Source organism: Silicimonas lutimaris (assembly GCF_047314965.1).
In the GTDB taxonomy this organism is placed as follows: Bacteria; Pseudomonadota; Alphaproteobacteria; order Rhodobacterales; family Rhodobacteraceae; genus JAVJUV01.
This window is the reverse complement of sequence record NZ_JBLBVK010000046.1, coordinates 82,606-106,947: the sequence shown is the minus strand read 5'-3', so window position 1 is coordinate 106,947 and position 24,342 is coordinate 82,606. Positions and strand designations below refer to the sequence as shown.

General features: G+C 64.3%; 13 protein-coding genes. 9 read left to right on the top strand and 4 right to left on the bottom strand.

The annotated features are described in order from the left end of the window. Positions 1–143: 143 nt before the first annotated feature. Positions 144–908, bottom strand: coding sequence for a tyrosine-type recombinase/integrase (locus ACKLNI_RS09140; protein WP_413718761.1), 765 nt, complete (start codon positions 906–908; stop codon positions 144–146). A 1,026-nt stretch (positions 909–1,934) separates the two neighbouring features. On the opposite strand from ACKLNI_RS09140, the gene ACKLNI_RS09135 reads away from it, so the two are divergent. The 3 genes from ACKLNI_RS09135 to ACKLNI_RS09125 are packed head-to-tail and all read left to right on the top strand — an operon-like array spanning position 1,935 to position 13,624. Next, the gene (locus ACKLNI_RS09135; RefSeq protein ID WP_413718760.1) at positions 1,935–8,309 is read left to right on the top strand and encodes a type I polyketide synthase; all 6,375 of its coding nucleotides are present in this window, start codon (positions 1,935–1,937) and stop codon (positions 8,307–8,309) included. 60 nt (positions 8,310–8,369) lie between these two features. Next, positions 8,370–12,974 carry a MupA/Atu3671 family FMN-dependent luciferase-like monooxygenase gene (locus ACKLNI_RS09130; protein ID WP_413718759.1) on the top strand — a complete coding sequence of 1,535 codons (4,605 nt, stop codon included), beginning with the start codon at positions 8,370–8,372 and terminating at the stop codon, positions 12,972–12,974. Continuing rightward, complete coding sequence (locus ACKLNI_RS09125; protein ID WP_413718758.1) at positions 12,974–13,624, top strand: 4'-phosphopantetheinyl transferase family protein; 651 nt, start codon at positions 12,974–12,976, stop codon at positions 13,622–13,624. The genes ACKLNI_RS09130 and ACKLNI_RS09125 overlap by 1 nt, the downstream gene beginning before the upstream one ends. Here ACKLNI_RS09125 and ACKLNI_RS09120 read toward each other — a convergent pair. Together ACKLNI_RS09120 and ACKLNI_RS09115 are read right to left on the bottom strand one after the other, a co-directional pair. Further along, complete coding sequence (locus tag ACKLNI_RS09120; protein ID WP_413718757.1) at positions 13,621–14,556, bottom strand: hypothetical protein; 936 nt, start codon at positions 14,554–14,556, stop codon at positions 13,621–13,623. The genes ACKLNI_RS09125 and ACKLNI_RS09120 overlap by 4 nt on opposite strands. A 32-nt stretch (positions 14,557–14,588) precedes the next feature. Then, complete coding sequence (locus ACKLNI_RS09115) at positions 14,589–15,497, bottom strand: LysR substrate-binding domain-containing protein (protein ID WP_413718756.1); 909 nt, start codon at positions 15,495–15,497, stop codon at positions 14,589–14,591. 159 nt (positions 15,498–15,656) lie between these two features. Here ACKLNI_RS09115 and ACKLNI_RS09110 point away from each other — a divergent pair, with 159 nt between their 5' ends. After that, positions 15,657–17,042: an MmgE/PrpD family protein gene (locus ACKLNI_RS09110; RefSeq protein ID WP_413718755.1), complete on the top strand. Its 1,386-nt coding sequence runs from the start codon at positions 15,657–15,659 to the stop codon at positions 17,040–17,042. Positions 17,043–17,060: 18 nt separating this feature from the next. Beyond that, positions 17,061–19,490, top strand: coding sequence for a GcvT family protein (locus tag ACKLNI_RS09105; protein ID WP_413718754.1), 2,430 nt, complete (start codon positions 17,061–17,063; stop codon positions 19,488–19,490). 244 nt (positions 19,491–19,734) lie between these two features. Here the strand turns inward: ACKLNI_RS09105 and ACKLNI_RS09100 are convergent, their stop codons facing one another. Next, on the bottom strand, positions 19,735–20,370 hold the full coding sequence (locus ACKLNI_RS09100) for a nucleoside/nucleotide kinase family protein (RefSeq protein ID WP_413718753.1): 636 nt from the start codon (positions 20,368–20,370) through the stop codon (positions 19,735–19,737). Positions 20,371–20,571: 201 nt separating this feature from the next. On the opposite strand from ACKLNI_RS09100, the gene ACKLNI_RS09095 reads away from it, so the two are divergent. From ACKLNI_RS09095 to ACKLNI_RS09080, 4 genes are all read left to right on the top strand, one after another. Next, positions 20,572–21,306 (top strand): GntR family transcriptional regulator, encoded by a 735-nt coding sequence (locus ACKLNI_RS09095; RefSeq protein WP_413718752.1) that lies wholly within the window; start codon positions 20,572–20,574, stop codon positions 21,304–21,306. A 22-nt stretch (positions 21,307–21,328) separates the two neighbouring features. Further along, complete coding sequence (gene ligM / locus ACKLNI_RS09090) at positions 21,329–22,738, top strand: vanillate/3-O-methylgallate O-demethylase (protein WP_413718751.1); 1,410 nt, start codon at positions 21,329–21,331, stop codon at positions 22,736–22,738. 119 nt (positions 22,739–22,857) lie between these two features. Further along, positions 22,858–23,829, top strand: a complete 972-nt coding sequence (locus tag ACKLNI_RS09085; RefSeq protein ID WP_413718750.1) for a TRAP transporter substrate-binding protein — start codon at positions 22,858–22,860, stop codon at positions 23,827–23,829. A 13-nt stretch (positions 23,830–23,842) separates the two neighbouring features. After that, positions 23,843–24,340 carry a TRAP transporter small permease gene (locus ACKLNI_RS09080; RefSeq protein ID WP_413718749.1) on the top strand — a complete coding sequence of 166 codons (498 nt, stop codon included), beginning with the start codon at positions 23,843–23,845 and terminating at the stop codon, positions 24,338–24,340. The last annotated feature ends 2 nt before the right edge of the window (positions 24,341–24,342 follow it).

Sequence of the window (24,342 nt, the reverse complement as noted above, 5' to 3'; positions counted from 1 at the left end):
GGTCACCAAGTCAATGCTGCGATGCAGAAAATTGTGGTGAAGAGTGCAGGATTGCCGGTTTTTTCAGCACGCACGCACCCTCAGAAATTCATAAAAAACATTAATATCAATTATTTATACGATATTTGCCCAAACAACAGTCATTAACCGACAGCGTTTGACGGGCTGGCTCCATCGCCCCAATTTCGGCGGAGTTCACCAATCACGCGCTGGGCTTCCTGCGATAGAGGCACTGTGAAATCGCTTGTCGCGCCGAGACGCCCTTTCATGGCTTTTGCTGGAATTGTCCAAACATCGCCGTCGATCTGGCCTTCGTGCATATGGCGCAAGGGATAAGACCGGACCCCTGTTAATATCAGTAGCTTCAGGGCCAGTTCAGACGCTGTTCCGCCGCTTAAACTCCGATAGAAGGCAGGTACATCCTGCCAAGGCATCGCGGGCACATTCTTCACCGTGTGGCGTTGCTTGCCCAGAAGCGCCTTGGCCTTGTCTGTCGCTTGCAAGTCCACGTCGAGGCCCAGCGCCGCTGCATGGCGCAGGCAGATGCCAAGCCGGTTCATGGCCTTTCGGGCGGTGTCTGCTTTCGTGTGCCAGATAGGGGCGAGGGTGTCCCGGATGTCACGTTGGTCGATCTGTCCTACTGGCATACCGCCCAGCTTGGGCAGCACATGCAGTTCCAGGGGACTGAACCAGCGTCCCGCTTTGCCATCGCCCTTGAGTTCAGCCTTGCGGCTCTCGAATGCATCAAGGGCAATATCCCGCAGAAGATGCATGTTGCGCTCAGCCTCTCGGCGCTGGCGTTCGCGTTCCTTGATGGCGTCCTTGCCGGATCGAACGACCGCGCGCCATTTCTCGGCTTCCTGTCGCGCTTCCTTCAAAGAGACTTCAGGGAAGGCTCCGAGACCCATTTCGTGGCGGCGGGAGTAGAGAGTGTAGCGCAGAACCTATTGAGCGCCGCCGTCCTGTCTCTTTTAGCCAAAGACCGCCGACATCCGCGTGCTTGCCTGGACTTTTGCCCTTGAGTTCCGATGCCGTGAGGCGGTGAAGTGCGCGGACCATTGTTCGTCCCCGTTTCAATCCCCCTTAATATATGGGGTATCATGGGGCGGGCTGGGATAGGTTGGAACAGGAAATTTAGAGTTTATCCCCCATTTTATTGGGCGAACGGTGCAAGATGGGGCATCAAGATATAGACTCTGGATGCCCTCTGGGGGCAGCATTTTTTACCACGGAATTCGAACATTTTCGGGCATTAACCTGAGATTTCAGATCTCTTCATTGTGTTTCGGGCTCATCAGCGGACCATGTGAAAGGTGGCGTTTCCGGAAACAGGAAGGACGGCAATCCGGGTCGAACGGGGGGCGTTCCGCGCTCGATGACCGGGCCATTTCTTCCCAGAGTTTCGCGTGCCCGTGGTTCTGCCACGCGGCCTGTCTTCGAGCGGATCGCTTTTTCGCGACAGCCGGGGGAGGTCCGGGTCTCCTTTGCCGGGGGCGATCCCATTGAGAGCCGTTCGATTCGACGGAATGGCAAGGCGGGGCGGCTCATGTCGGCGGACGGAACTTTCCGGGAGAAACGGCCGGCGCTTGCCACGATTCTGTCGTGATTCGCGCGGAATTCGGTGGCGAATCCGGGATTTTACCTCTCACCAGGCCCGAAATACTCGTCGAATACGTGTTTTTTCCGGCAGCTGACCGCCAAAGATTTCTTTGGATGTTCAGGGACAGGCTTCTGAGGGGAAACAGCATTTCAAAACTGTACACAATGTCTTTCGTCAAGATACAGTGTGGTTCGTGTTTCCGACAGGTCTTGATGGAACCAACGATTGGCCACAATATCTGGATAAAGTCCAAATATCGCCTTGGTGGTGTTTTACTCGGGGGTGACCAGGTAGGCCTTAGTCGTGTTTGCTTGGTGATAATGGTGACGGCAGGATGACGGACAGAAAGACCGACCAGAGGCGTAGTGACGATATTGCTGTCGTCGGTATGGCCGTGCGCCTTCCGGGCGCCGGGGACGTGGATGCGTTCTGGTCGAACCTGCGTGGTGGTCTGTCCTCGATCCGGGAACTCTCGAAGGATGAGCTGGCGGCGGCCGGCGTGCCGGAAAGCAAGTCCGGCGGCGCCGATTACGTGCCCTTCGCCGCACCACTGGACGGTTTTGCCGATTTCGATGCCGAGTTCTTCGGCCTGTCGCCCAAGGAAGCCGCGGTCATGGACCCGCAGCACCGCCAGTTCCTGGAGACCGCGTGGGAGGCGATGGAGCATGCGGGCCATCCGCCCGAGAGCGTCGGCGGAAACGTCGGCGTCTATGCCGGCTGCGGGATGGGCAGCTATTTCTATTTCAACGTCTGCTCGAACCGCGACCTTGTCGCTGACACGGGCATGTTCCTGTTGCGCCATACCGGGAACGACAAGGATTTCATGTCGACCCGTGTCAGCCACGCCTTCGACCTGAAGGGGCCGTCGATCGGATTGCAGACGGCGTGTTCGACCTCGCTGGTGGCCATCCACTATGCCGCGCAGGCGCTGCAGTCGGGCGATTGCGACATGGCGCTGGCCGGTGGCGTGACGATCGAACTGCCGCAGGGGCGGGGATACGTCTACAAGGAAAACGAGATCCTTTCGCCCGACGGCACGTGCCGCGCCTTCGATCACAAGGCGGGTGGCACGGTTTTCGGCTCTGGCGCGGGCGTTGTTGTTCTGCGCCGGCTGGAGGACGCGATTGCCGATGGCGATCACATCTGGGCGGTTCTGAAGGGCTCGGCCATCAACAATGATGGCGCGGTCAAGGCCAGTTACCTGGCGCCCTCGGTCGAGGGGCAGGCGGCGGCGATCACCAAGGCGCACAGGGCAGCCGGGGTTGATGCGGGTTCGGTCGGTTATGTCGAGTGCCACGGGACCGGCACCTACCTGGGCGATCCGATCGAGGTGGCGGCTCTGACCGATGCCTTCCGCGAGACGACGGATGCCGTGGATTTCTGCCGGATCGGTTCGGTCAAGACCAACATCGGACATCTGGACACCGCCGCCGGCGTGGCCTCGTTCGTGAAGGCGGCGCTTGCGCTGCACAACGAAGAGATCCCGGCCTCGCTGAATTTCGAAGCGCCGAACCCGGCGATCGGTTTCGAGGGTTCGCCCTTCCGGGTGAATGCCGAGCTGACGGCCTGGCCACGCGGGGACAAGCCCCGCCGTGCGGGCGTGAACTCGCTGGGCGTGGGCGGCACCAATGCCCATGCCGTTCTGGAGGAGCCGCCGCTGGCCGATCCTTCGGGAGAGAGCGATTGGCCGTTCCATCCGCTGGTTCTGTCGGCGCGATCGAAGAAGGCGCTGGATGCCGCCACCGACCGCCTGGCGGCGCATCTCGAGGGGCCGGGCGCGAACCAGCCACTGGCCGATATCGCGTTCACGCTGAAGGAAGGGCGTCACGGTTTCGACCGGCGCCGTGTTGTCGTGGCCGAAAGCGCCGAAGAGGCGGCGGCGCTGCTGCGCGAGTGCCATCCCCGGCGCGTCTTCAGCCATACCGTCGTGGGCGACGATCCCGATGTGGTCTTCATGTTCCCGGGCGGGGGCGCGCAATACGCTGGCATGGCGCGCGAGCTTTACGACACCGAGCCGGTGTTCCGCGACTGGATGGACAAGGGGCTGGCGATCCTGGAGCCTCAGCTTGATTTCGACATTCGCGCCGTCTGGCTGCCCGAGCCGGGCGGTGAGGAGGCGGCAAACGCGCGCCTGCAGGCGCCATCGGTGCAATTGCCGCTGATCATGATCGTCGAGTATGCGCTGGCGCAGCTTTGGATGAGCTGGGGCGTGAAGCCCGCCGCGCTGATCGGCCACTCGATGGGCGAGAATACCGCAGCCTGTCTTTCGGGCGTGATGACGCTGGAGGAATGCGTCAACCTCGTTTTGTTGCGGGGCAGGCTTTTCGAAACCGTCGAGCGAGGCGGCATGCTGTCGGTGCCGCTGTCGGAAGAAGATCTGCGCACGCGCCTTCCGAAGGATCTGGACATTGCGTCGGTCAACGCGCCGGGGCTTTGCGTGGTCTCGGGAACCCAGGCCGCGCTCGACCGCTTTGCCGAAGAACTGGTTATGGACGGCATCGAGAGCCGCCGGATCCAGATCGACATCGCCGCGCACAGCCGTCTTCTGGAGCCGATCCTCGGCGATTTCGGGGCGTTCCTGCGGACGCTCGATCTCAAGGCGCCCGCGATACCCTTCGTGTCGAACCGCACCGGAGACTGGATCACCGATTCCGAGGCAACGGACCCGGAGTACTGGGTCGGCCATCTGAGAAACACCATCCGGTTCCGCGATGGTCTGACCACGCTGTCCGACAAGGCCGACCGGCTTTACATCGAGGTCGGGCCGGGTGTGGCGCTGGCCTCGCTGGCAGGTCAGCATGACGTCATCACGTCGAACCAGGTGATCGGCACGCTGCGCCATCCCGAGGATCCGGTGGCGGACGATGTGCATTTCATGGGTATGCTGGCGCGGGTCTGGGCCGCGGGCGGGTCGTTTGACTGGAGCCAGATCTGGGCCGGTGCGCGCCGTCTCCGGGTGCCGTTGCCGACCTATCCGTTCCAGCACAGCCGCTATTTCATCGAGCCCGCCAAGAGCATTCCTGTGGGGGAAGAGCCAGAGCTGAGCCGTCTTCAGGACCGCGACCAGTGGGCCTGGAGGCCGATCTGGACCCCGGCGTATTCCAAGTGCGATCCCGAGGATATCGAGAGCCTCGGCGCCGGTTCTCCGAAGACGTGGCTTGTCTTCGAGGACAACACGGGGCTTGGCGCGGAACTCTGCAAGCGTTTGCGGTCGGCCGGTCACGACGTGGTTTCGGCACGTCCGGGCGACGTCTTTTCCCGTGATGGCGAGGATGGCTACATTCTGGCTGTCGAGCGCGGGCAGGACTCCTTCGACGGCATGATCCGAGACCTGAAAGCGCGCGGAAGGATGCCGGAGCGCCTGGCGCATCTCTGGCTGGTAACCGCAGACGAACGCGCGCGGCCCGGTTCCTCGTTCTTCCACCGGGTGCAGGAGCAGGGGTTCTGGTCGTTGTTCCAATTTGCCCGTGCCTGGGAAGAGCACGGCGGCGGTCCGCTGCATATCAATGTCGTGACCTCGGAAGCGGTCCGTGTCGGAGCCGAACCGCTGCGCTATCCCGAGAAGGCGACGATCGCCGGTCCTGCGCGGGTAATCCCGCGCGAATTCCCCGGGATCACCTGCGCGACGATGGATATCCCGGCGCCATCTGGCAGACAGCACCCTGCGCTTATGCATGTCATCGAGGAGTTGCTTGCGGGCCCGTCCAACACCATCGCGGCGGTGCGTGGCGACAAGAGATATGTTCAGAGCTGGCGCCCGGTGGCGATCCCGCCGGCCTCGGAATTCCGGATTGCCGAGGGCCAGGTGGTTCTGATCACGGGCGGCCTTGGCGGCATCGGCCTGACGCTCGCCGAAACGCTGATCCGTGAACGGGGCGCCAAGGTTGCGATCGTGTCGCGGCGCGCGCTGCCGGAACGCTCGGAATGGGAGCGCATCATCCGGCTTGCGCCGGTTGGAGATCGGCTGGCAGGCCGGTTGTCGCATCTGATCGAACTGGAGGCGCTGGGCGAGATCAGGGTGATGGCCGCCGATGTCTCGAACCTAGAGGAAATGCAGGCCGCGCTGGGGGAAATCCGGGCATCGCTTGGACCTGTCTCCGGAGTGATTCACGCGGCTGGCGTGATGCAGGACGCGCCGATCCTGGCAAAGGACATGCTGGAGATCAGCGACGTGCTGACGCCGAAAGTGCATGGCACCAACGTCCTGATGCGCCTTTTCGCAGACAAGATGCCGGAATGGATCGCCCTGTTCTCTTCCGTTTCGACGGTGACCGCACCTGCGGGACAGGTCGATTACGTGGCGGCGAACGAGTATCTGAACGCCTGCGCCCAGAAGCTTGACAACGAGCGCACGCGGGTTCGCGTGATCAATTGGGGCCCCTGGGCTGAGGTCGGCATGGCCTTCAACGCGCTGGAGGGTGTCTCGGAGACCTCGCTGGCGATCGGGCAGGAGGTCCATCAGCCGCTCATTGCGTCCGCATTCGCCGGCGGTGGCGGTTCGGCGACGTTCCATGCGCGCTGGTCGACGGCCGATCAATGGGTTCTGGACGAGCACCGTACCAGCCATGGCGATGCGCTGTTGCCTGGAACCGGCTATTTGGAGCTGTTCGCCGAGGCACTGGCCGCGAAAGGTGAGACCCGTCCGTTCGAGATCGCCGACCTGACCTTCATCAGCCCGCTGCGTGCGCCAGACGACACTGCCGTTGCGGTACGTGTCACGCTTGACAGCGCGCCGGATGGGTACCGGGTGCGCGTCGAGTCTTCCGAGGGCGAAGAGGGCTATGAACTGAATGCGGAAGCCAGCCTGCGGCTGCTGAAGGCAAGCGAGGCGCCCAGGATCGATGTTGCGAAGATCGCTCGGCGCTGTGGTCCGGCAGAGACCGCGCCCGAGTTGTCGGTCCTGCCCACGCCGCAGGCCCAGCATCTGCAACTTGGCCCGCGCTGGCAGGTTATGCGGAAGCGCCGCTTCGGCGAGAACGAGGGCATGGCCGAGTTGCGCCTGACCACGCGCGACGAGGGTTACCGTTTGCATCCGGGCGTGATGGATATCGCCACCGGCTTCGGCCTGCCGCTGGTCGATGGCTATGAGCCTGACCAGTTCTGGGTGCCACTGTCTTATGGACGCGTCAGGGTCCACGGTCCGATCCAGGGCGAAACCGTCAGTTGGATCAGAAGTGCGCCGGAGAACAGTGCAGCTGGCAAGACGGCGCGTTTCGACATCACCGTGGCGGCGCCGGATGGCCGGGTCCTTGTCGAGATCGAATGCTTTACCATGCACCGCATGAGCGCCGGTCAGGTTTTTGCAGGTGCCAGTGCCGGTACGCGCCGGGGAGCGGGCCGCGATCTCAGTCCGGGCGAAGCGCGTCTGCGCCGGTTTGTCGAGCAAGGTATTCCTCCCGAGGACGGGGCGGAGATGTTCTTCCGGGCCATGGCCTCCGATCAACGCCAGCTTGTGATTTCCTCGCTTGACCTGAACACCATGATCGCCGAGGTCGAGCGGACCGCCGAAGCCCTGCCGGGTACAGGTGCGGAATTCGAACGCCCCGATCTGGACAGCGACTTCGTCGAACCGGCCAATGATCTGGAGCGCCGGCTGGCAGGGTTCTGGTCCGAACTTCTGGGTGTTGCCAACGTCGGTGTGGAGGATGACTTCTTCGATCTTGGCGGACACAGCCTGATCGCGGTCCGGCTCTTTGCCAAGATCAAGTCCGAGTTCTCGATCGATATGCCGATTTCGGTTCTGTTCGAGGCTCCGACGATCCGGAAATGCGCCGAGTTGATTGCCTCTCAGACCGATATGCAGACCAGTTTGGAAGGTCCGGCCGAGACCGTGGAAAAGCCGGATCAGAGGCGGTTCCGCCATGTCGTCGCGATGCAGGAACGGCACGGTGCGACCGGGACGCCCTTCTTCATGGTTGCGGGCATGTTCGGCAACGTTCTGAACCTGCGTCATCTGGCGCATCTGATCGGCACGGAACGGCCGTTCTACGGGCTTCAGGCGCGGGGATTGTATGGGGAGGATCAGCCCCATCAGAGCCTGGGCGATGCCGCGCGCGACTATATTGCCGAAATACGGCAGGTGCAGCCTGAAGGTCCCTACATGATCGGTGGCTTCTCCGGAGGCGGAATTACGGCCTACGAGATGGCCCGCCAGTTGAAGGCGGCGGGAGAAGAGGTTGCTGCGCTGGTTCTTCTGGACACGCCGCTGCCACGCCGTCGCCCATTGAGCCGGCAGGACCGTCTCAAACTGCAGTTCCTGAAGCTGCGCGAACAGGGCGCGGCCTATCCGTTCGACTGGGCGCGGCAGCGTATCCGATGGGAGTTCGAGAAGCGTCGCGCGGTGGAAATCGAAGCCGGCGAAACCGAGTTCCACAACGCTGCCATCCAGGCTGGTTTCCTGCGGGCGATCTCCGTGTACGAGGTAGAGCCTTGGGCGGGCCCGATGACGCTGCTGCGGCCGCCGCTGTCGCGGCGCTACGAGGTCGCGCCGGGCCGGTTCGTCAATGAAAGACGTCAGTATGCCGACCACACCAACGATTGGGATCAGTACGTGCCCAATCTGCAGGTTATCGAGGTTCCAGGTGACCATGATTCGATGGTTCTCGAGCCCAACGTCAGGGTGCTTGCCAGCCGTATGCGCGCCTTGCTCGAGGCGGCAGACAAGGAGCGAGGCTCTGCGGATTTCGAAGATTTGCACGCTGCCGAGTGATACGTCCGTCCATGTTGGACGGGGGTGTCGTGTTCAGGCGATGAAGGATAGTAAAGAGTGATGCGGTTGTCCTGTTTTCTCATTGGCCACGAGAACCTTGCGATCGAATGCGGGAAGCGTCTGCTTTCGGCGGGCCATGAGATTCGCGCAGTCGCCAGCCATCGGGCAGAGGTCGCGGATTGGGCACGGGGCGCTGGGCTGGAGGTTTGCGGCGCGCTGGACGCTTTGCCGGACGGGCCGGTGGACTGGCTGTTCTCGGTCGCCAATCTTCAGATGATCCCCGACGCCATCCTGGCGCGGGCAGAGTCAGGGGCGGTCAACTTCCACGACGGTCCTTTGCCACGGTATGCGGGGCTGAACGCGCCTGTCTGGGCGATCGCCGCCGGCGAGACGTCGCATGGCATCACATGGCACCTGATGGCAACGGGCGCGGACCGGGGCGATATTCTCGTCCAGCGCGAGGTGCCGATCGCGGACGACGAGACTGCCTTTACCCTGAACGCCAAATGCTTCGCTGCCGGTGTCGAAAGCTTCGACGCGGTGCTGGCCGAGATCGAGGCCGGATTGCCGGGACGGCGTGCCCAGGATTTCTCCGAGCGCAGCTATTTCGGCCGAACCCATCGCCCCATTGCAGGCGGTTGTCTGGATTTCACGGCGTCGCCGGGAGAGATCGCGCGACTGGTGCGCGCGCTGGATCATGGCGGCTATGACAACCCGGTCGGTTCTGCGTGGATCAGGGCGGCGAGCGGTCCGGTCCTGGTCGGTCATGCCGAGGAGGTCGACGGCGAGGGTGCTCCGGGTGAGGTTCTGGAGATCGGCGAAAACGCTCTGGTGGTCGCGGCCTCGGGCGGGGCGCTTCGGCTGTCGGGGCTTCGTGATCCACTCGGCGCTGCGCTGCGCGGTTCGGATGTCGCCGGGGTCGGCGAGACCCTGGAGCCGGTTCGGGACGGAGACGGACAGGAACGGGCGCTGTCAGACGTCGCCTCGGGCGAGGCGGAATGGCGCGCGCGCATGTCCGACTATCGCCCGGCCGACTGGCCGATATGGCCTGACGGCGATGCGCGCGCGGGTGATGCGGTGATCGACCCGGCGGGCCAGAAGGCGGAGACGGTCGCGGCGGCGTTTGCCGCACTTGTGGCCCGGATGTCCGGGGGAGAAGCGATCGATCTTGCGCTGGCCAGCGAGAGTGGTTCGAAGGTTGCCGCGCACTGGATGCCGGTGCGTTTCGATCCCGATGGCGGCTGGTCGCGTGCCTTCGCGGCGTCCTCGCAAGAGATGGAGGCGGCGCAGGCTCGCGGACCGTTCGCTTTCGATCTGCCGGCGCGGATCGCGGGGCTGGAACCTCGTCGGATGCCGGCTGCGGCGATTTCTTCTGCAGGTGCTGTCGAGGGCGCGGCTGTGACGCTGGTTCTGGGCGGTGACGGGGCGATGCGGCTGCTTGGCGATGCCGCGAGTGTGTCGGCCGGCGAGGTCGCGCGGATCGCGGCGCGGCTGTCGCACTTGCTGGCCCGGCTGGGCGCGCTGGCGCCCGATGCCGAGGTCTCTGCGTTACCGATCCTGCCGGAGGCGGAGCGCGAGACGGTCGTGGCCGGTTTCAATGACACGGCGGCGGAATATGACGCCGATCTCTGCATCCATCGGGCCTTCGAGGCGCAGGCGGCACGGACGCCGGACGCGACCGCGCTCGTCTTCGAGGACATGGCGCTGACCTATGGCGAGTTGAATGCGCGCGCCAACCGGCTGGCCCATGTGCTGATCGGAATGGGCGTCGGGCCAGGGAAGGCCGTTGGCCTGCACATGACGCGCCGGACCGGGCTGGTCGTGGGCGCTCTTGCCATCCTGAAAGCAGGTGGGGCCTATGTGCCGCTGGACCCGGGCTATCCGGCCGAGCGCATCGCGTTCTACGCCGCCGACAGCGGTGCAGGGGTGATCCTGTCCGAGACCGGGCTGCCTGCCGATCCGGTGCCCGAAGGGGCCGTGCGCCTGTTGGCGGATGCCGATCCGCGCATCGCGGCGGCGCCTGCCACCAATCCCGAGACCGGGGTCGGGGGCGGGGATCTGGCCTATTTAATCTACACCTCCGGGTCGACCGGGACCCCCAAGGGCGTGATGATCGAGCACCGGAACGTCTCGAACTTCTTCACGGGCATGGACCGGCGCATCGACCGTGAGACGGGGGATGTCTGGCTGTCGGTGACATCGCTTTCGTTCGACATCTCGGTACTGGAGCTGTTCTGGACGCTGGCGCGTGGCTTCAAGGTCGTTCTGTTGGGGGACGAGAAAATGGTCGCCGATGGCGGTGGCGAGACCGCAGGCAAGGGGTTGCCGGGCGGCATGGAGTTCAGCCTCTTTTACTGGGGCAACGACGACGCCGTGGGCCGCGACAAATACGCGGTGCTGCTGGAAGGCGCGCAATATGCCGACCAGAACGGGTTTCAGGCGGTCTGGACGCCGGAGCGGCATTTCCATGCCTTTGGCGGGCTTTATCCCAATCCGTCGGTCACCGGCGCGGCCGCGGCGGCCGTGACCCGGAACCTCGCCGTGCGGGCTGGTTCGGTCGTCGCGCCCCTGCACCATCCGGCGCGGATCGCCGAGGAATGGGCGGTCATCGACAACCTGACCAACGGGCGGGCCGGGTTGGCGATCGCCTCGGGCTGGCACCCGGACGATTTCGTCCTGCGCCCCGAGAACGCGCCGCCCAACAACAAGGCCGCCGTCTTCGACGCGATCCGTGATCTGCGGAAGCTCTGGGCGGGCGAGCCTCTGGCGATGACGCGGGCCGATGGCACAGTGGTCGAGAAGGTGACCCAGCCGCGCCCGGTGTCGAAAGAGCTGGAGATGTGGCTGACCATCGCGGGCAACCCGGAGGCCTGGCGGCAGGCCGGCGAGGCTGGCGTGCATGTGCTGACTCATCTTCTGGGCCAGTCGATCTCGGATGTGAAGGAGCGGATCGGCATCTATCACGACGCGCTGCGGGCTTCGGGGCGCGATCCGAAGGATTACAAGGTCACGCTGATGCTGCACACCTATCTCGCGGAGACGCGGGAGCGGTCGATGGAGGTGGCGCGGGAGCCTATGAAGGCCTATCTGAAGGCCGCCGCCGACCTGATCAAGCAATACGCCTGGGCCTTTCCCGCGTTCAAGAAACCCGCCGGGGTGGAGACGCCGCACCAGCTGGACCTGGGCGGGCTGACCGAGGACGAACTGGAGGACATCCTCGAGTTCGCCTTCCTGCGCTATTTCGAGACCTCGGGACTTTTCGGGACGGTGGAAGATGCGCTGGAGCGCGTGGCCGAACTGAAAGAGATCGGCGTGACCGAGGTGGCCTGCCTTGTCGATTACGGGATTGCGCGACAGACGATCATGGATGGTCTGCACCTTCTGGCGGATGTGCGCCGTGCGGCGAATGCCGAGGTCAATGACCATGACTTCTCGATGGCGGCGCAGATCGCGCGGCACGGGGTGACGCATCTCCAATGCACGCCCTACATGGCGCGCATGCTGGTCGAGAACACGGATGCAGCGCGTGCCCTGGGCCGGGTGAAGCACCTGATGATCGGGGGCGAGGCGCTGCCGGCCGCCCTTGTGCGCGATCTGAAGGCGGTGACAGGGGCAGGTATCCAGAACATGTACGGGCCGACCGAGACCACGATCTGGTCGGCGACCGGGCCGGGCACGGATGCGGATGCGATCGTGTCGGTGGGCAAGCCCATCGCGAACACGCAGCTTTATGTTCTCGATGCACGGAGAGAGCCCGTGGGCATCGGCCAGACCGGCGAATTGTGGATCGGCGGCGCGGGCGTTTCGCGGGGATATTGGCGGCGCGAGGACCTGACGGCGGAGAAATTCGTCGAGAACCCGTTCCATGGCGGGCGCATGTTCGGGACCGGCGACCTGGCGCGATGGCGACCCGATGGGACGCTGGATTTCCTTGGTCGGCGTGACAACCAGATCAAGATCCGGGGCTATCGCATTGAGATCGGAGAGATCGAGGCGGCGATGGAGGCGGTGCCGGGTGTGTCTCAGGCCGTGGCCGTCGTTCGCGAGGATGCCAGCGGCGTTGGCCAGATCCTGGGATTCGTGACCGGCTCGGTCGACGAGACGGCCCTGCGCAAGACGCTTGCCGCGCGGTTGCCCGCGTTCATGGTGCCGGCGCGCCTGACGGTTCTGGAGCGCTTTCCGCAGACTCCGAACGGCAAGATCGACCGCAAGGCATTGCCCGATCCGGCCATGACGCGCGCCGTGCCCGCGCCTGAACCGGTGACCGCAGACGCGTCCGCGGGGGCGTCTTCCACGGTGACGATGGAGGAGATCGGCGCAGTCTGGGCGCGTGTTCTGAACGTGCCGGCCCCTGGGGCGGCGGATAACTTCTTCGATCTTGGCGGCCATTCGCTCCTGGCGATCGAGGTTCATCGGATGCTCAAATCCGATCTGGGGATCAAGGGCTTGTCCATTGCCGACATCTTCCGCGCGCCGACACTGGGCGGGCTTCATGCGGTCGTGCAGCGGCTTGGTGCCGGACCGGTTTCCAAGGTCCGGGCCGAGACGCAGCGGCGCGATGCGGTGACTGTACCTCCTGCGGAGGTCGTCGCCAGGCCGGTGTCCGACGCGGGGCTTGTCTCGCGCCGGAGGGCGCTGCGGGCAGGACGGACGGCGGAACAGTGATGGTTGAGGTCGAAGCGGTTCTGTCGCGGGTGCTTGGCCCCGGTGTCGGGCTTGGGGTCGAGCCCGTGTCCGGCGCGGAGGGTCTGCGCCCGGTGGAAGCCATCGCGGTGGCCAGGGCCGTACCGAAACGCGTGGCCGAGTTCGCCGCCGGGCGCCGGGCAGCGCGCCGGGCGCTGGATTCGATCGGGCGCGAGGCCGTCGACCTTCCCGCCGGGCCCAACCGCGCCCCGGTCTGGCCGGAGGGCGTGACAGGGTCGATCACCCATGACAGAGACCTGGCACTGGCCGCAGTCGCGCTTCTGGGCGAGGTGCGTTCGCTTGGGCTGGACCTGACCGAAGCCGCGCCCTTGCCCGGAGCGACCCGCGGCCACATCCTGCGGCACGAGGACGAGGCGGACTTGAGCGAGATCGAGGCGCGTGCGGTCTTTTCGGCAAAGGAAAGCCTGTACAAGGCGCTGTCGCCGCATGTGGGATTCGTTTTCGGCTTCTCGGCTGCGACCGTGCGTCCCGACCTTGCGGCGGGGACGTTCGAGGCGTGCCTTCAGCAACCGTTGGGACCGTTTCAGCCCGGGCAGACCTGGTTTGGCCGTCTGGCGATCGAAGGAGATCGCCTGATCACCGGGCTTGTACTGAGACAGGACGACATCTAGCCGTTCGCGGCGACGCCCGTTCGGGGATAGGAGGTCACGACCTGCCAGACGATTTCCTGCATCAGCCGGGCGGCGTCAGGGCCGGGAGCCTGTGCAGGTGTTCCATCGGCACGGGCCAGTTCATGGGGCAGGCCGACAGGCGAGCGCCCGTAGATGACTGCATAATGGGTCAGCGCCATCAGGTAAGCCCCGATATCGTTGGGGTGAATCCTGTCCTTCAGCAAGTCTTTCTCGGAGGCCAGCCCATCGACACCACCTTGTCTGCCAAGTTCTCGCACCACACTGGCCATGACCTGCCCGCCTGGAATGACGTGGATGGCACGGTCATCTGTTTCCGTCAGGGCGCGGTCCACGATCTCGCGTTCCCAAAGTTCAGCCAGATCGCCGTCAATGCGGTTCAGCCATCCCTCGTCGGTGTCGGTGTTGTGCCAGGTTTCGTAAAGATAGACCCGCGTGTCAGGGTTCGCCTCCCAGGCCTTGCGGGCCCAGAGCGAGAGATAGCGCCAGCTGTCATGGTACTTGATTGAATCCCGCAGGCTGACCTTCTCGGTCAACACCAGAACGTCGTAGTCGCCACTGCCCACGGCGTCATGGGCCTCGCGGAAACGGGGGTGGGCGTTCTCGGTCTCGCCGCCCGACAGTTCGATGTCGGGCTCCCAGTGCGCCTGCAATTCGGCGCCCCAGCCAAGCTGGCTTTCGTAGCGGTGATCCTTGGGCGCGAGTTGTTGGAGCATCGCGGGCATGTCGCGCCCAATCAGGGAATGGCCGATGAAAAAGACCGAGACGGCTTTATCGGGCGGGGTGAGCGGCTGGGCATAGATGCGTTCGAGTGTCGCGCCGTCGACCGGGGACGGGGCGCAGCGGACAAGGCCGCAGGCGGACAGGAAAAGAAGGGCAAAAGCCGGAAGTCTGCGAAGGTATCTGGAGCGCATCGGGCCATCACTCGGAACTGAATTCGACGCCGTCAATATAGGTCGCCCTTGCCGGTTTGACCACGCCCGGCGCCCGGATCCGGGTCGCACAGCCAGTCCTGCAGCAGACGGACCGAAGGACCGGGGGACGCGGAGAGGGGGCGGATCGCGTAATGCCAGGGGCTGGGCGGCTTGGCGTCGAACGGCTGCACGAGAAGGCCGCGACGGAAGTAGGTTTCGGCAAGCGTCGTCAAGGCAACGGCCACGCCCGCGCCGGAGGTGGCCAGCTCCAGCGCCACGTTGGTGGAGTTTGTCCTGAGTCTGGGGCCGGTTTCCGGTTCTTCGAGGCCGAGGGCGTCGAACATCGCCGCCCACACGTCCTGCCGGCCCGCGACCCCGATCCTTTGTGCGCGGAGCAGGTCCTCGGGACGCGAAAGACGCGCGGCAAGGGCGGGTGCGGCCACGAGCGAGAGGGTTTCGTCCCAAAGCCGCGTGGCGGTCCCGGGCGTCTCGCCGTCGCGGTGGATCGAGATCGAGATATCCGCGATGTCGTCGCCGGGGCTGCCCCAGACCGTGGCATGGACCAGCACCTCGATCCCGGGATGCGTGGCGTTGAAGGCGGTCAGGCGGTCCGGCAGCCAGTTTTCCGCGAGGCTGACAGGGCAGGCGAGCACCACGCTTTTCTGGCGCGAACCGGTCACGACCGCGTCGGTGGCCCGGTCGATCTGATCGAGTGCCTGACGGAGCGTTGGCAGAAAGGCCTCGCCGATTTCGGTCAGGGCAAGGCTGCGGGCGCGGCGGATGAAAAGTTTCCGGCCCACGTATTGTTCCAGGGCGCGGATATGCGTGCTAATCGCCGCCTGTGTGTAGCCCAGTTCCTCGGCCGCGCGGGTAAAGCTGAGGTGCCGGGCCGCGCATTCGAAGGAACGGATCAGGTGGAGGGGCGGCGGAGGACGTTTCATGGCATGGGTTCTGTTTTGATATCGGTGGAATTCTTGCCGGAATTTCTCGCATGACCAAATAAATTTTATGAATTGCCGCCGGATATTTCGTGCCTTCCCGTTGCCGCGTGGCGCTAGTCTGACCCCGTGCCCTTCGGGGGGCGCTTCGGAGCTTGCCAGATGCCAGACGCCGGAAAGGAGATTTCGCCTAAACCCGCAGGGAGTGCGTCCTTGCGGAGCGTCGCGGCATTCGTGCTGGGCGTCAGGCCGGAGGATATCCCCGCCGCGACACGGCGCCGGGTGTCGCTTCTTCTTCTCGATACGCTCGCGATCTGTGCTGCCTCGGCCCCGATCGAGGCCGGGCGGATCGGACGCGAGACGACCGCGCGCCTGTTCGGGGCGGGCGGTCCTGGGGATGCGGCGCGGATGCTGTTCGACGGTCGAACGGTGTCGATGGCGGGTTCGGTCTATGCGGCGGCGACCCAGACCGACAATCTCGATGGCCATGACGGGTTCAATCCGGCCAAGGGTCATGTCGGCGTGGCGGTTGTGCCCGCCCTCGCCGCTCTGGCCGAGGGGTTGCCAAGGTTAAGCGGACCCGACGCGCTGGCCGCTTTGGTCGTCGGCTACGAGATCGCCAGCCGGGCAGGCGTGGCGCTTCATGGAACGGTGGCGGATTACCATACCTCGGGGGCGTGGAACGCGCTGGGAGTAGCCGCAATGGCGGTACGCCTGCGAGGCGGCGATGACGAATGCCTGCGGCAGGCCTTGGGGATTGCCGAGTATCACGGACCTCGCAGCCAGATGATGCGTGAGATCGCGACACCGACGATGCTGCATGACGGCTCGGGTTGGGGCGGTCTGGCGGGAATGACGGCCGCAATCCTTGCGGAGGCAGGGTTCACGGGTGCGCCAGCGGTCACGGTCGAGGCGGATGAGGTGGCGGGATACTGGGCCGATCTGGGGCGCGTCTGGCTGACCGATCAGCAGTATATCAAGCCCTATCCAACATGCCGTTGGGGGCATGGCGCGGTCGATGCCGCACGGCTTCTTCGGGAGCGGTACGGGGTCGATCCCGCGGAGATAGCGGAAGTGAGGATCAATACCTTCGCAGCCGGAGCGGCTTTGTTCGCCGGAATGCCCGGGACGACATCGGAAGCGCAGTATTCGCTGCCTTTCGCGGTTGCCGCCATGTTGGCGAACGGGCGGCTTGGCCTGCACGAGATCACCGGCGCGGGGCTGACCGATGCGCGGGTTGCGGCGCTGGTCGCGAAAACCGTGGTGCGGGTCGAACCCCGGCACGAGGCGCGGTTCCCGGCGGGCCGCTGGTCGGACGTGGAGCTCGTTCTGGCGGATGGCCGTGTGCTGGCCTCGGGTGACGTGGATGCCCGCGGCGGGCCGGACACGCAGTTCAGCGATGATGAGATCATCGCCAAGTATCGGGCCTTTGCCGTCCCGGCGCTGGGGGAGGCGCGCGCCGAGTCGCTTTTGGCGGCGGGGTTGGGGCTGACCGAACCGGGGAGCCGGTTCACGGATCTGGCCCGGCATCTTTACGCATCCGTCTGACAGAGGAGCAGTGACCAGATGAAAACCCATGCACAGGCGGTCGTGATCGGAGGCGGCGTGATCGGCTGCTCGATTCTCTACCATCTCGCCAAGGCGGGCTGGAGCGACGTGGTGCTGCTGGAGCGCTCGGAGCTGACGAGTGGCAGCACCTGGCACGCGGCGGCGAATATTCACGGGCTGCATGACAGCACGAATATCAGCCGGCTCCAGCACTATACGATGAACCTCTACAAGGAACTGGAGGCCGAGACCGGCCAGTCCTGCGGGGTGTTCCAGCCGGGCTCGCTCTATCTGGCCCAGACCGAGGACCGGGAGCACCAGTTGCGTCTGCAGGAGGCGAAGGCGCGGCGCTATGGCATGAACTTCTACGAGGTCACGCGCGACGAGGCGGAGCGGCTGCATCCGCTGGTCGATTTCGACGGGATCCGCTGCATCATGTACGAGCCCGACGGCGGGAACGTGGATCCCTCTGGCGTGACCAATGCCTATGCGGTGGGCGCGCGGCAGCGAGGGGCGGAGATCTATCGGTTCACGCCCGTGACCGCCACCGAGCCGCAGTCGGATGGAACCTGGATCGTTCGGACAGAGAAAGGCGATATCCGCACGCCATGGGTGATCAACGCCGCCGGTCTCTGGGCGCGCGAGGTGGGCGCGATGGCCGGGCTTGCGCTGCCGCTGATCCCGACCGAGCACCAGTATTTCGTGACCGAGACCATTCCCGAGATCGCTGCCATGGACCGGCGGCTGCCGTCTGTCGCTGACCGGGACGGCGAATACTACCTGCGCCAGGAGGGCAAGGGTCTGCTCGTTGGCGCTTATGAGCGCGATATGCGGTTCTGGGCCGAGGATGGTACGCCACAGGGGTTCGGGCATGAGCTGTTCCCCGACGATCTGGAGCGCATCGAGGAGAACATGCTGCGCGCCATCGACCGGGTGCCGGTGGTGGGCGAGGCGGGGATCAAGCGTGTGATCAACGGCCCGATGATCTGGTCGCCGGATTCGGCGCTTCTGTTCGGGCCGGTGCCGGAGATGCGGGGGTATTTCTGTGCCTGCGGGATGATCCCCGGGTTCAGCCAGTCGGGCGGCGTGGGCAAGCTGGCCGCCGAATGGATGGTGGAGGGCGAGCCGACTCTGGACCTCTTCGGCTGGGACATGGCACGGTTCGGGCGCTGGGCCGGCAAGGCGTTCACCAAAGCGCGGGTGGAAGATCAGTACGCGCATCGCTTCAAGATTCATTTCCCCGGCGAGGAACGCGCGGCGGGCCGTCCGGTGCGGGTGCGTCCGGCTTATGAGATGCAAAGGGAGATGGGGGCGGTCTTTGGCCTGAACTATGGCTGGGAACATCCCCTGTATTTCGACGGAGAGACGCCTGACAGCGCGGGATTCAGGCGTCAGCCCTGGTGGAACAGTGTCGGGCGCGAGGCGCGGATGCTGCGCAAGGCGGCGGGGATCATAGACATTTCCAACTTCGCCAAGTACCGAGTTGCCGGCTCTGGGGCCGAAACTTGGCTAAATGCAACATTTGCCAATCGGATGCCCCAAACGGTGGGGCGATCCTGTTTGACGCCGCTGATCGGCAAGCGGGGTGGGGTGGCAGGCGATTTCACCGTGACGCGACTGGCCGAGGACGAATTCTGGATCGTGGGCTCGGGCATGGCGGAGCGGTTCCACCAGCGGTTCTTCCGCACGGTGCCTCGCCCGGAGGGGACGGTGTTCGAGAGCCTGACCGAGCGCGTGGCGGGCTTCAACGTGGCGGGTCCGAAGTCGCGCGAACTGCTCGGACGGCTGACGAACGCGGACCTGTCGAACGAGAGTTTCCCCTTCATGAGGTCGCGGCGGATCGCGGTGGCGGGCGTTGATTGCGTGGCGATCCGGGTCTCCTTTACCGGAGATCTCGGGTGGGAACTGCACTGCGCGGAGGTGGATCAGGTGGCGCTTTATTCGGCGCTGCTGGAGGCCGGGCGCGATGTCGGGGCCGGTCCTGTCGGAAGCCGGGCGCTGATGAGCCTGCGGATCGAGAAAGGCTATGGGTCGTGGGGACGGGACTACAGTCCGGAATACTGGCCGCAGGAATCCGGGCTGGCGGGCTTGATCAAGGAGGACAAAGAGTTCCTGAACAAGGAGGCTTGGCTGGCGATCCGCGACAGGGCTCCGCGCGAGGTGATGTCCTATCTTGAGATCGAGACCAACGATGCGGACGCGCAAGGCGGCGAGCCGGTTTTCCTGCCAGATGGAACTCCGGCCGGTCAGGTGTCGTCGGGGGGCTATGGGTACAGCGTCGGAAAGTCTCTCGCGATCGCCTATCTCAAGGCCGGCGTGGCCGGACCTGGTGACGCGGTTGACGTGGCGATCCTTGGTCGGGCGCATCGGGCGCGGGTTCTGGAGCGGCCTGCGTTCGACCCGGACGGGCGGAGATTGCGCGACCTGGGGCCAATTGCAGCCGATTAGGAAAATTCGAATCGAATTGTCCCGGCCGGTTTTTCCCCCGTCCTCCCACTCCTAACTTACTGCCCGCAGGGTTAAGGGAGTCTCAATCGTCGGGAGATGTCGCGGACGGCCGCGGCTTTTCATTCGATACACTTGACCGGACCGTCCTATCCAGCGAGCGTCAGGGCGGTTCCGGCCGATGTTCCTCGGCGCGGTCACGGCGGCACCTTTTTCGTGCCGACCCGTCCATTCACATGCCTCCGCCTCAGACGTTCTTCAGAACAAAGTCCCAACCGCTGCTTTGGCGCGCCACGAGCAAGGCGTTCGGAAGGTCGTTGTCATACATCTTGGCGCGTAATTCTTCGCCGTCCAAATCCTTCCACCGTTCCAGAAGCCGTGCTTCGAGCGTTGCCTCCGGGACGTCCAGGAAGACGGAGGTGTCATAGTTCTTGCGGAGTTCGGACCAGGGGGCCCGGTCCAGGAGCAGGTAATTCCCCTCGGCGATCAGGTGGCGCACCGTGCCGGGGATGATCCTGGCTGCGTTCCGCGAGATCTCGAGCGCGCGGTCGAAGACCGGCACCGCGATCTCGTCCTCGGTGTTCGCGCGGAGCCGCGCCAGCATATGCCCGAACCCGGCCACGTCGAAAGTGAAGGGCGCACCCTTCCGCGGGCGGTGACCGCGCGCATGGAGAATGGCATCATCGTAGTGATAACCGTCCATGGGAAAGACGGCGGCGCTACCGGGGTCAAACGCGTTCAGCCGTTCGGCCAGCATGTCGGAGACCGTCGATTTGCCGGAGCCCGGCGCCCCGGCGATTGCCGTGATCGTTCGTCCTTCCCGCCCGCGATCCGCAACGATCCGCGCCAGTTCGTCCAGGTCTGAGAGTGTCGTGCCGGTCATCTGTCCGCCCGTTTCTTCTGGACGCCTTTTTGAACGTTCAGGGCGATGCGGGCAACCGGGGAGTTGGACGTACCATCTCGGAAATGTATGCAATATCGATCATTTTTGTCGAATATATCTCCATTTGACTTAAAATTGTATACAGAATAGATCCTGCGACAATCTTGGTGCCATAAAGAATCGCATCAAACGGGAGGTTGCATGGCGACGTCGCGAAACTTGTCGAAGTTCGACAAGGCCCTGATGGGTCTTCGCTCGCTTGTCCTGAGCGGCGAGTTCGAGACCAGCAAACGCCTTCCGGAAGTGGCCCTGTCGGAGCGTTTGGGCATCTCCCGCACGCCGCTTCGGCAGGCGATGGACCATCTCGTGGGCGAGGGCCTGCTCGAGCGGATCGAGACCGGCGGATGCCGGGTCGCGCGGTTCAGCATCGAGGATATCGAGGATGCCATCGAGTTCCGCGGCGTGATCGAGGGAACGGCTGCACGGATCGCGGCCGAGCGGGGCGCGTCGCCCGAGGGGGTTCGGCTTGCCGGGAGTCTCCTCGATCGGATCGACGACGCCTTGTCGGTGCCGGGCGGAATCGATTTCGAGGCGTATGTCTCGCTGAACGCACGGTTTCACGAGGTGTTGGCCGAACTGTCGGGCAGCGCGACGGTGCGCCGCGAGGTCGCCCGCGCCAGCCGGTTGCCGCTTGCCTCGCCTTCGGCGTTCCTGAAGGAGCAGGAACTGATCCCGGACTTCCAGGCCTCGCTGACGCTTGCCCAGTCGCAGCACCGCGCCATTCTGGACGCGATCGTTCGCCGGGAAGGCGCGCGGGCCGAGGGGCTGGCGCGCGAGCACGCGCGTCTGGCGCGGCGCAATCTTGAATACGTGATGAAGAAGAAGGCGAGTTTCGCGGGCCGTCTGCCCGGGCTCGCCCTTGTCGAGACGGATTGAACCTCAGGAGGAGATGAAGGAAATGCCGAGCCTTACAGACGTGATGGCGAAACACAGAAACCCGGTCGAGATGCTGCGCAACTCGAAGATCGGGATGTATGTCTACCCGGTCGTGACGCCGGAATTCGAGAACTGGCGCGTCGAGCAGGAGGCCTGGCGGCATACAGCGGTTCTGTTCGATCAGTCGCACCACATGGACGAGCTGATCGTCGAGGGCCCCCAGGCGACCGAGTTCCTGTCGCATCACGGGATCAACAGCTTTGCTAATTTCGATCTGAACCGCGCCAAGCATTTCGTTCCGGTCACGCCCAACGGCCATGTGATCGGCGACCACATCATCTTCCGTGAGCGCGAGGACAAGTATATTCTCGTGGGCCGTGCGCCGACCTCGAACTGGCTGATGTTCGCTGCCGCTTGGGGCAAGTGGAACGTGCGTCTGCGCTATGACCCGCGCTCGCCGAGCCGTCCCGAGGGTGAGCGCGTTCTGCGCGAGCATTACCGGTTCCAGATCCAGGGGCCCGACGCTCCGAAAATCTTCGAGAAGATGAACGGCGGCCCGATCCCGGATATTCCGTTCTTCCATGTCGACTGGATCAATATCGGTTCCAAGAAGGTGCAGGCGCTTCGTCACGGCATGTCCGGCGCGCCGGGTCTGGAAGTCTGGGGTCCCTACAAGGACAAGGACTACATTCACTCGACCATTCTTCAGGCCGCGCGCGATGCCGGTGTCCGGCTCGTCCAGTGCGGGAGCCGGGCCTATTCAACGAACACGCTGGAATCGGGTTGGATCCCGTCTCCGCTGCCGGGCATCTATACCGGCGACGGCATGCTGGCCGACTATCGCGACTGGCTGGGTGCCGACATGTACGAAGCCGCGGGCGCGATCGGCGGCAGCTTCATCTCGGACAATATCGAGGACTATTACGTCAACCCGTTCGAGCTTGGCTATGGCTTCTATATCGGCTGGAAGAAGGATGACTTCATCGGCAAGGAGGCACTTGCCGCGATGAAGGGCAGCGCTTCGAACCGCAAGAAAGTCACCTTCGAGTGGAACCCGGAGGATGTGCTGAAGGTCATCGCCTCGGCCTTCGAAGAGGGTACCCCCTACAAGTGGATCGACTTCCCGCAGCCGAACTACGCCTCGTCTTCGGCAGACATGGTCATGCATGGCGACAAGATGGTCGGCATGAGCATGTTCAACGGCTACAGCTACAACGAACGGCGTCTTCTGTCGCTGGGCGTCGTCCATCAGAGCGTCGAGGTCGGCGACGTGCTGACCCTGCGCTGGGGCGAGTCCGACGAGACCGAGAAGACCTCGGCCGAAAAGCATCGTCAGGCCGAGATCCGGGTGCGCGTTTCGCCGACGCCTTATGCCAGCGAAGTCCGCGAGGGCTATGCCGAAGGCAGCTGGCGGACGAAGAGCGCCGAATAGTCAAAACTTATGTCCCGGCGGAGGAAAATGAATGGCCTCCGCCGGTTTCGCTCAATAGACTGCTGTCAAATCGCCGAAAGGTCGATCAGGACTTTGGCGATACAATCGGGAGGAAACCAATGAAACTTGCATCAATCGCCTTCGCTGCGGGCATGGCCGTGGCTGCGTCTGTGGCGGGCGCGCAGGAGCTGAAATTCGCCAATTTCACGCCGCCATTCCACACGGTGAACGCCAGCGTGATCGAGAAACTGAACGCGGATATGTCCGCGGCGTCGGGTGGCAGCGTCACGGTGCGCGGGTATCACGGCGGTGAACTGGGCGCAGGCCCGGTCGAGCAGTACGTGCGCGCCGTTCAGGGTGTTGCAGACATGACCTGGGGCCTGCCGGGTTATACCTCGTCGCAGTTCCAGAAGACGATGATCGTGGAAATGCCGGGCGTGGTGCCGGACGGAAAATGCGGCTGCGACGCGCTTTGGGATGCGATGGACGAGATCAAGGGCGAGTTCCCGGGAACGGTCCCGGTGGCGCTCTGGACCTCGGAGCCGAACATCATGATCATGCGCGACAAGGTCATCCGCACTCCGGCCGATCTTCAGGGCCTGAAGATCCGCGTGGCTGGTGCGACGGCGGCAGAAGTGGCGACCGCGCTGGGCGCGACGCCCGTGCAGATGCCGATCAACCAGGTCTACAACGCGCTTGAAACCGGCCTGATCGACGGTGTGTTCACCGGTTCGTCGACGCTGGACGATTTCAAACTGGACGAAGTTGCCAACAGCTTCACCATCGGTGCGCCGCTGGGTCGCCTGGCCTTCTTCGCTGTGATGGGCCAGGGCTCCTACGGGGCGCTGTCCGCCGAGGCCAAGGCCGTTGTGGACGGTGCGATCGGTCGCGGCGTCTCGACGAGCGCCGAAACGGCATGGAACGCCACGGGCGAGGCTGGGGTTGCCCGCGCGCGCGGGGACGCGAAGAACACCTTCGTCGATCTGACTGCAGAAGAGGCCGCGGCCTTTGCGGCGCTGGTCATGCCTGTGACCGAGTCTTATGTCGCCTCTGTCGGCGGTGAGGCCGCGCTGGCGGCGATGCAGAAGTAACGCATTGCTTTTCATGCGAAAATGGGCGGACAGGCTGATTGGCCTGTCCACGACTATCGGTGCCCTCGGCCTCTTGGTCGAGGTCGTCGTCATTCTGGTCGACGTGATCGGCCGGGCCATGGGCAAGCCGCTTTACGGCAGCCAGGACCTGATCACGATGACGATGGTCATCCTTGTCTTCGGAGCCATGGCGCTGTGTGACCGCAACGGCGGGCACATTGCCGTGGACATCTTCGAGCGGTATTACCCGGCGGCTCTGAACCGGCTGATCGATATCGTGTCGGCGCTCGTTGGAGCGATCATCTTCTTCGGTCTCGCCTGGGCCGTTTCCAGCGTGGTCATGCTGAATATGCGGTTCGGGATCAGTTCCAAGACCAATCTTCTCGGCCTGCCGATCGACTGGTTCCGCTGGGCGCTTGTCGCGCTGGCGGTCATGACGGCGCTGGGCATGCTGCTGCGCGCGCTGGAACTGGCGGTGTCGGGGCGCGATATCCGGAAGGAACCTGCCTGATC

What these genes read in the sequence shown, in the direction of transcription:
- ACKLNI_RS09140 (WP_413718761.1), bottom strand. Translation starts at nt 908, where the DNA reads ATGGGTCTCGGAGCCTTCCCTGAAGTCTCTTTGAAGGAAGCGCGACAG.
- ACKLNI_RS09135 (WP_413718760.1), top strand. Translation starts at nt 1,935, where the DNA reads ATGACGGACAGAAAGACCGACCAGAGGCGTAGTGACGATATTGCTGTC.
- ACKLNI_RS09130 (WP_413718759.1), top strand. Translation starts at nt 8,370, where the DNA reads ATGCGGTTGTCCTGTTTTCTCATTGGCCACGAGAACCTTGCGATCGAA.
- ACKLNI_RS09125 (WP_413718758.1), top strand. Translation starts at nt 12,974, where the DNA reads ATGGTTGAGGTCGAAGCGGTTCTGTCGCGGGTGCTTGGCCCCGGTGTC.
- ACKLNI_RS09120 (WP_413718757.1), bottom strand. Translation starts at nt 14,556, where the DNA reads ATGCGCTCCAGATACCTTCGCAGACTTCCGGCTTTTGCCCTTCTTTTC.
- ACKLNI_RS09115 (WP_413718756.1), bottom strand. Translation starts at nt 15,497, where the DNA reads ATGAAACGTCCTCCGCCGCCCCTCCACCTGATCCGTTCCTTCGAATGC.
- ACKLNI_RS09110 (WP_413718755.1), top strand. Translation starts at nt 15,657, where the DNA reads ATGCCAGACGCCGGAAAGGAGATTTCGCCTAAACCCGCAGGGAGTGCG.
- ACKLNI_RS09105 (WP_413718754.1), top strand. Translation starts at nt 17,061, where the DNA reads ATGAAAACCCATGCACAGGCGGTCGTGATCGGAGGCGGCGTGATCGGC.
- ACKLNI_RS09100 (WP_413718753.1), bottom strand. Translation starts at nt 20,370, where the DNA reads ATGACCGGCACGACACTCTCAGACCTGGACGAACTGGCGCGGATCGTT.
- ACKLNI_RS09095 (WP_413718752.1), top strand. Translation starts at nt 20,572, where the DNA reads ATGGCGACGTCGCGAAACTTGTCGAAGTTCGACAAGGCCCTGATGGGT.
- ligM (WP_413718751.1), top strand. Translation starts at nt 21,329, where the DNA reads ATGCCGAGCCTTACAGACGTGATGGCGAAACACAGAAACCCGGTCGAG.
- ACKLNI_RS09085 (WP_413718750.1), top strand. Translation starts at nt 22,858, where the DNA reads ATGAAACTTGCATCAATCGCCTTCGCTGCGGGCATGGCCGTGGCTGCG.
- ACKLNI_RS09080 (WP_413718749.1), top strand. Translation starts at nt 23,843, where the DNA reads ATGCGAAAATGGGCGGACAGGCTGATTGGCCTGTCCACGACTATCGGT.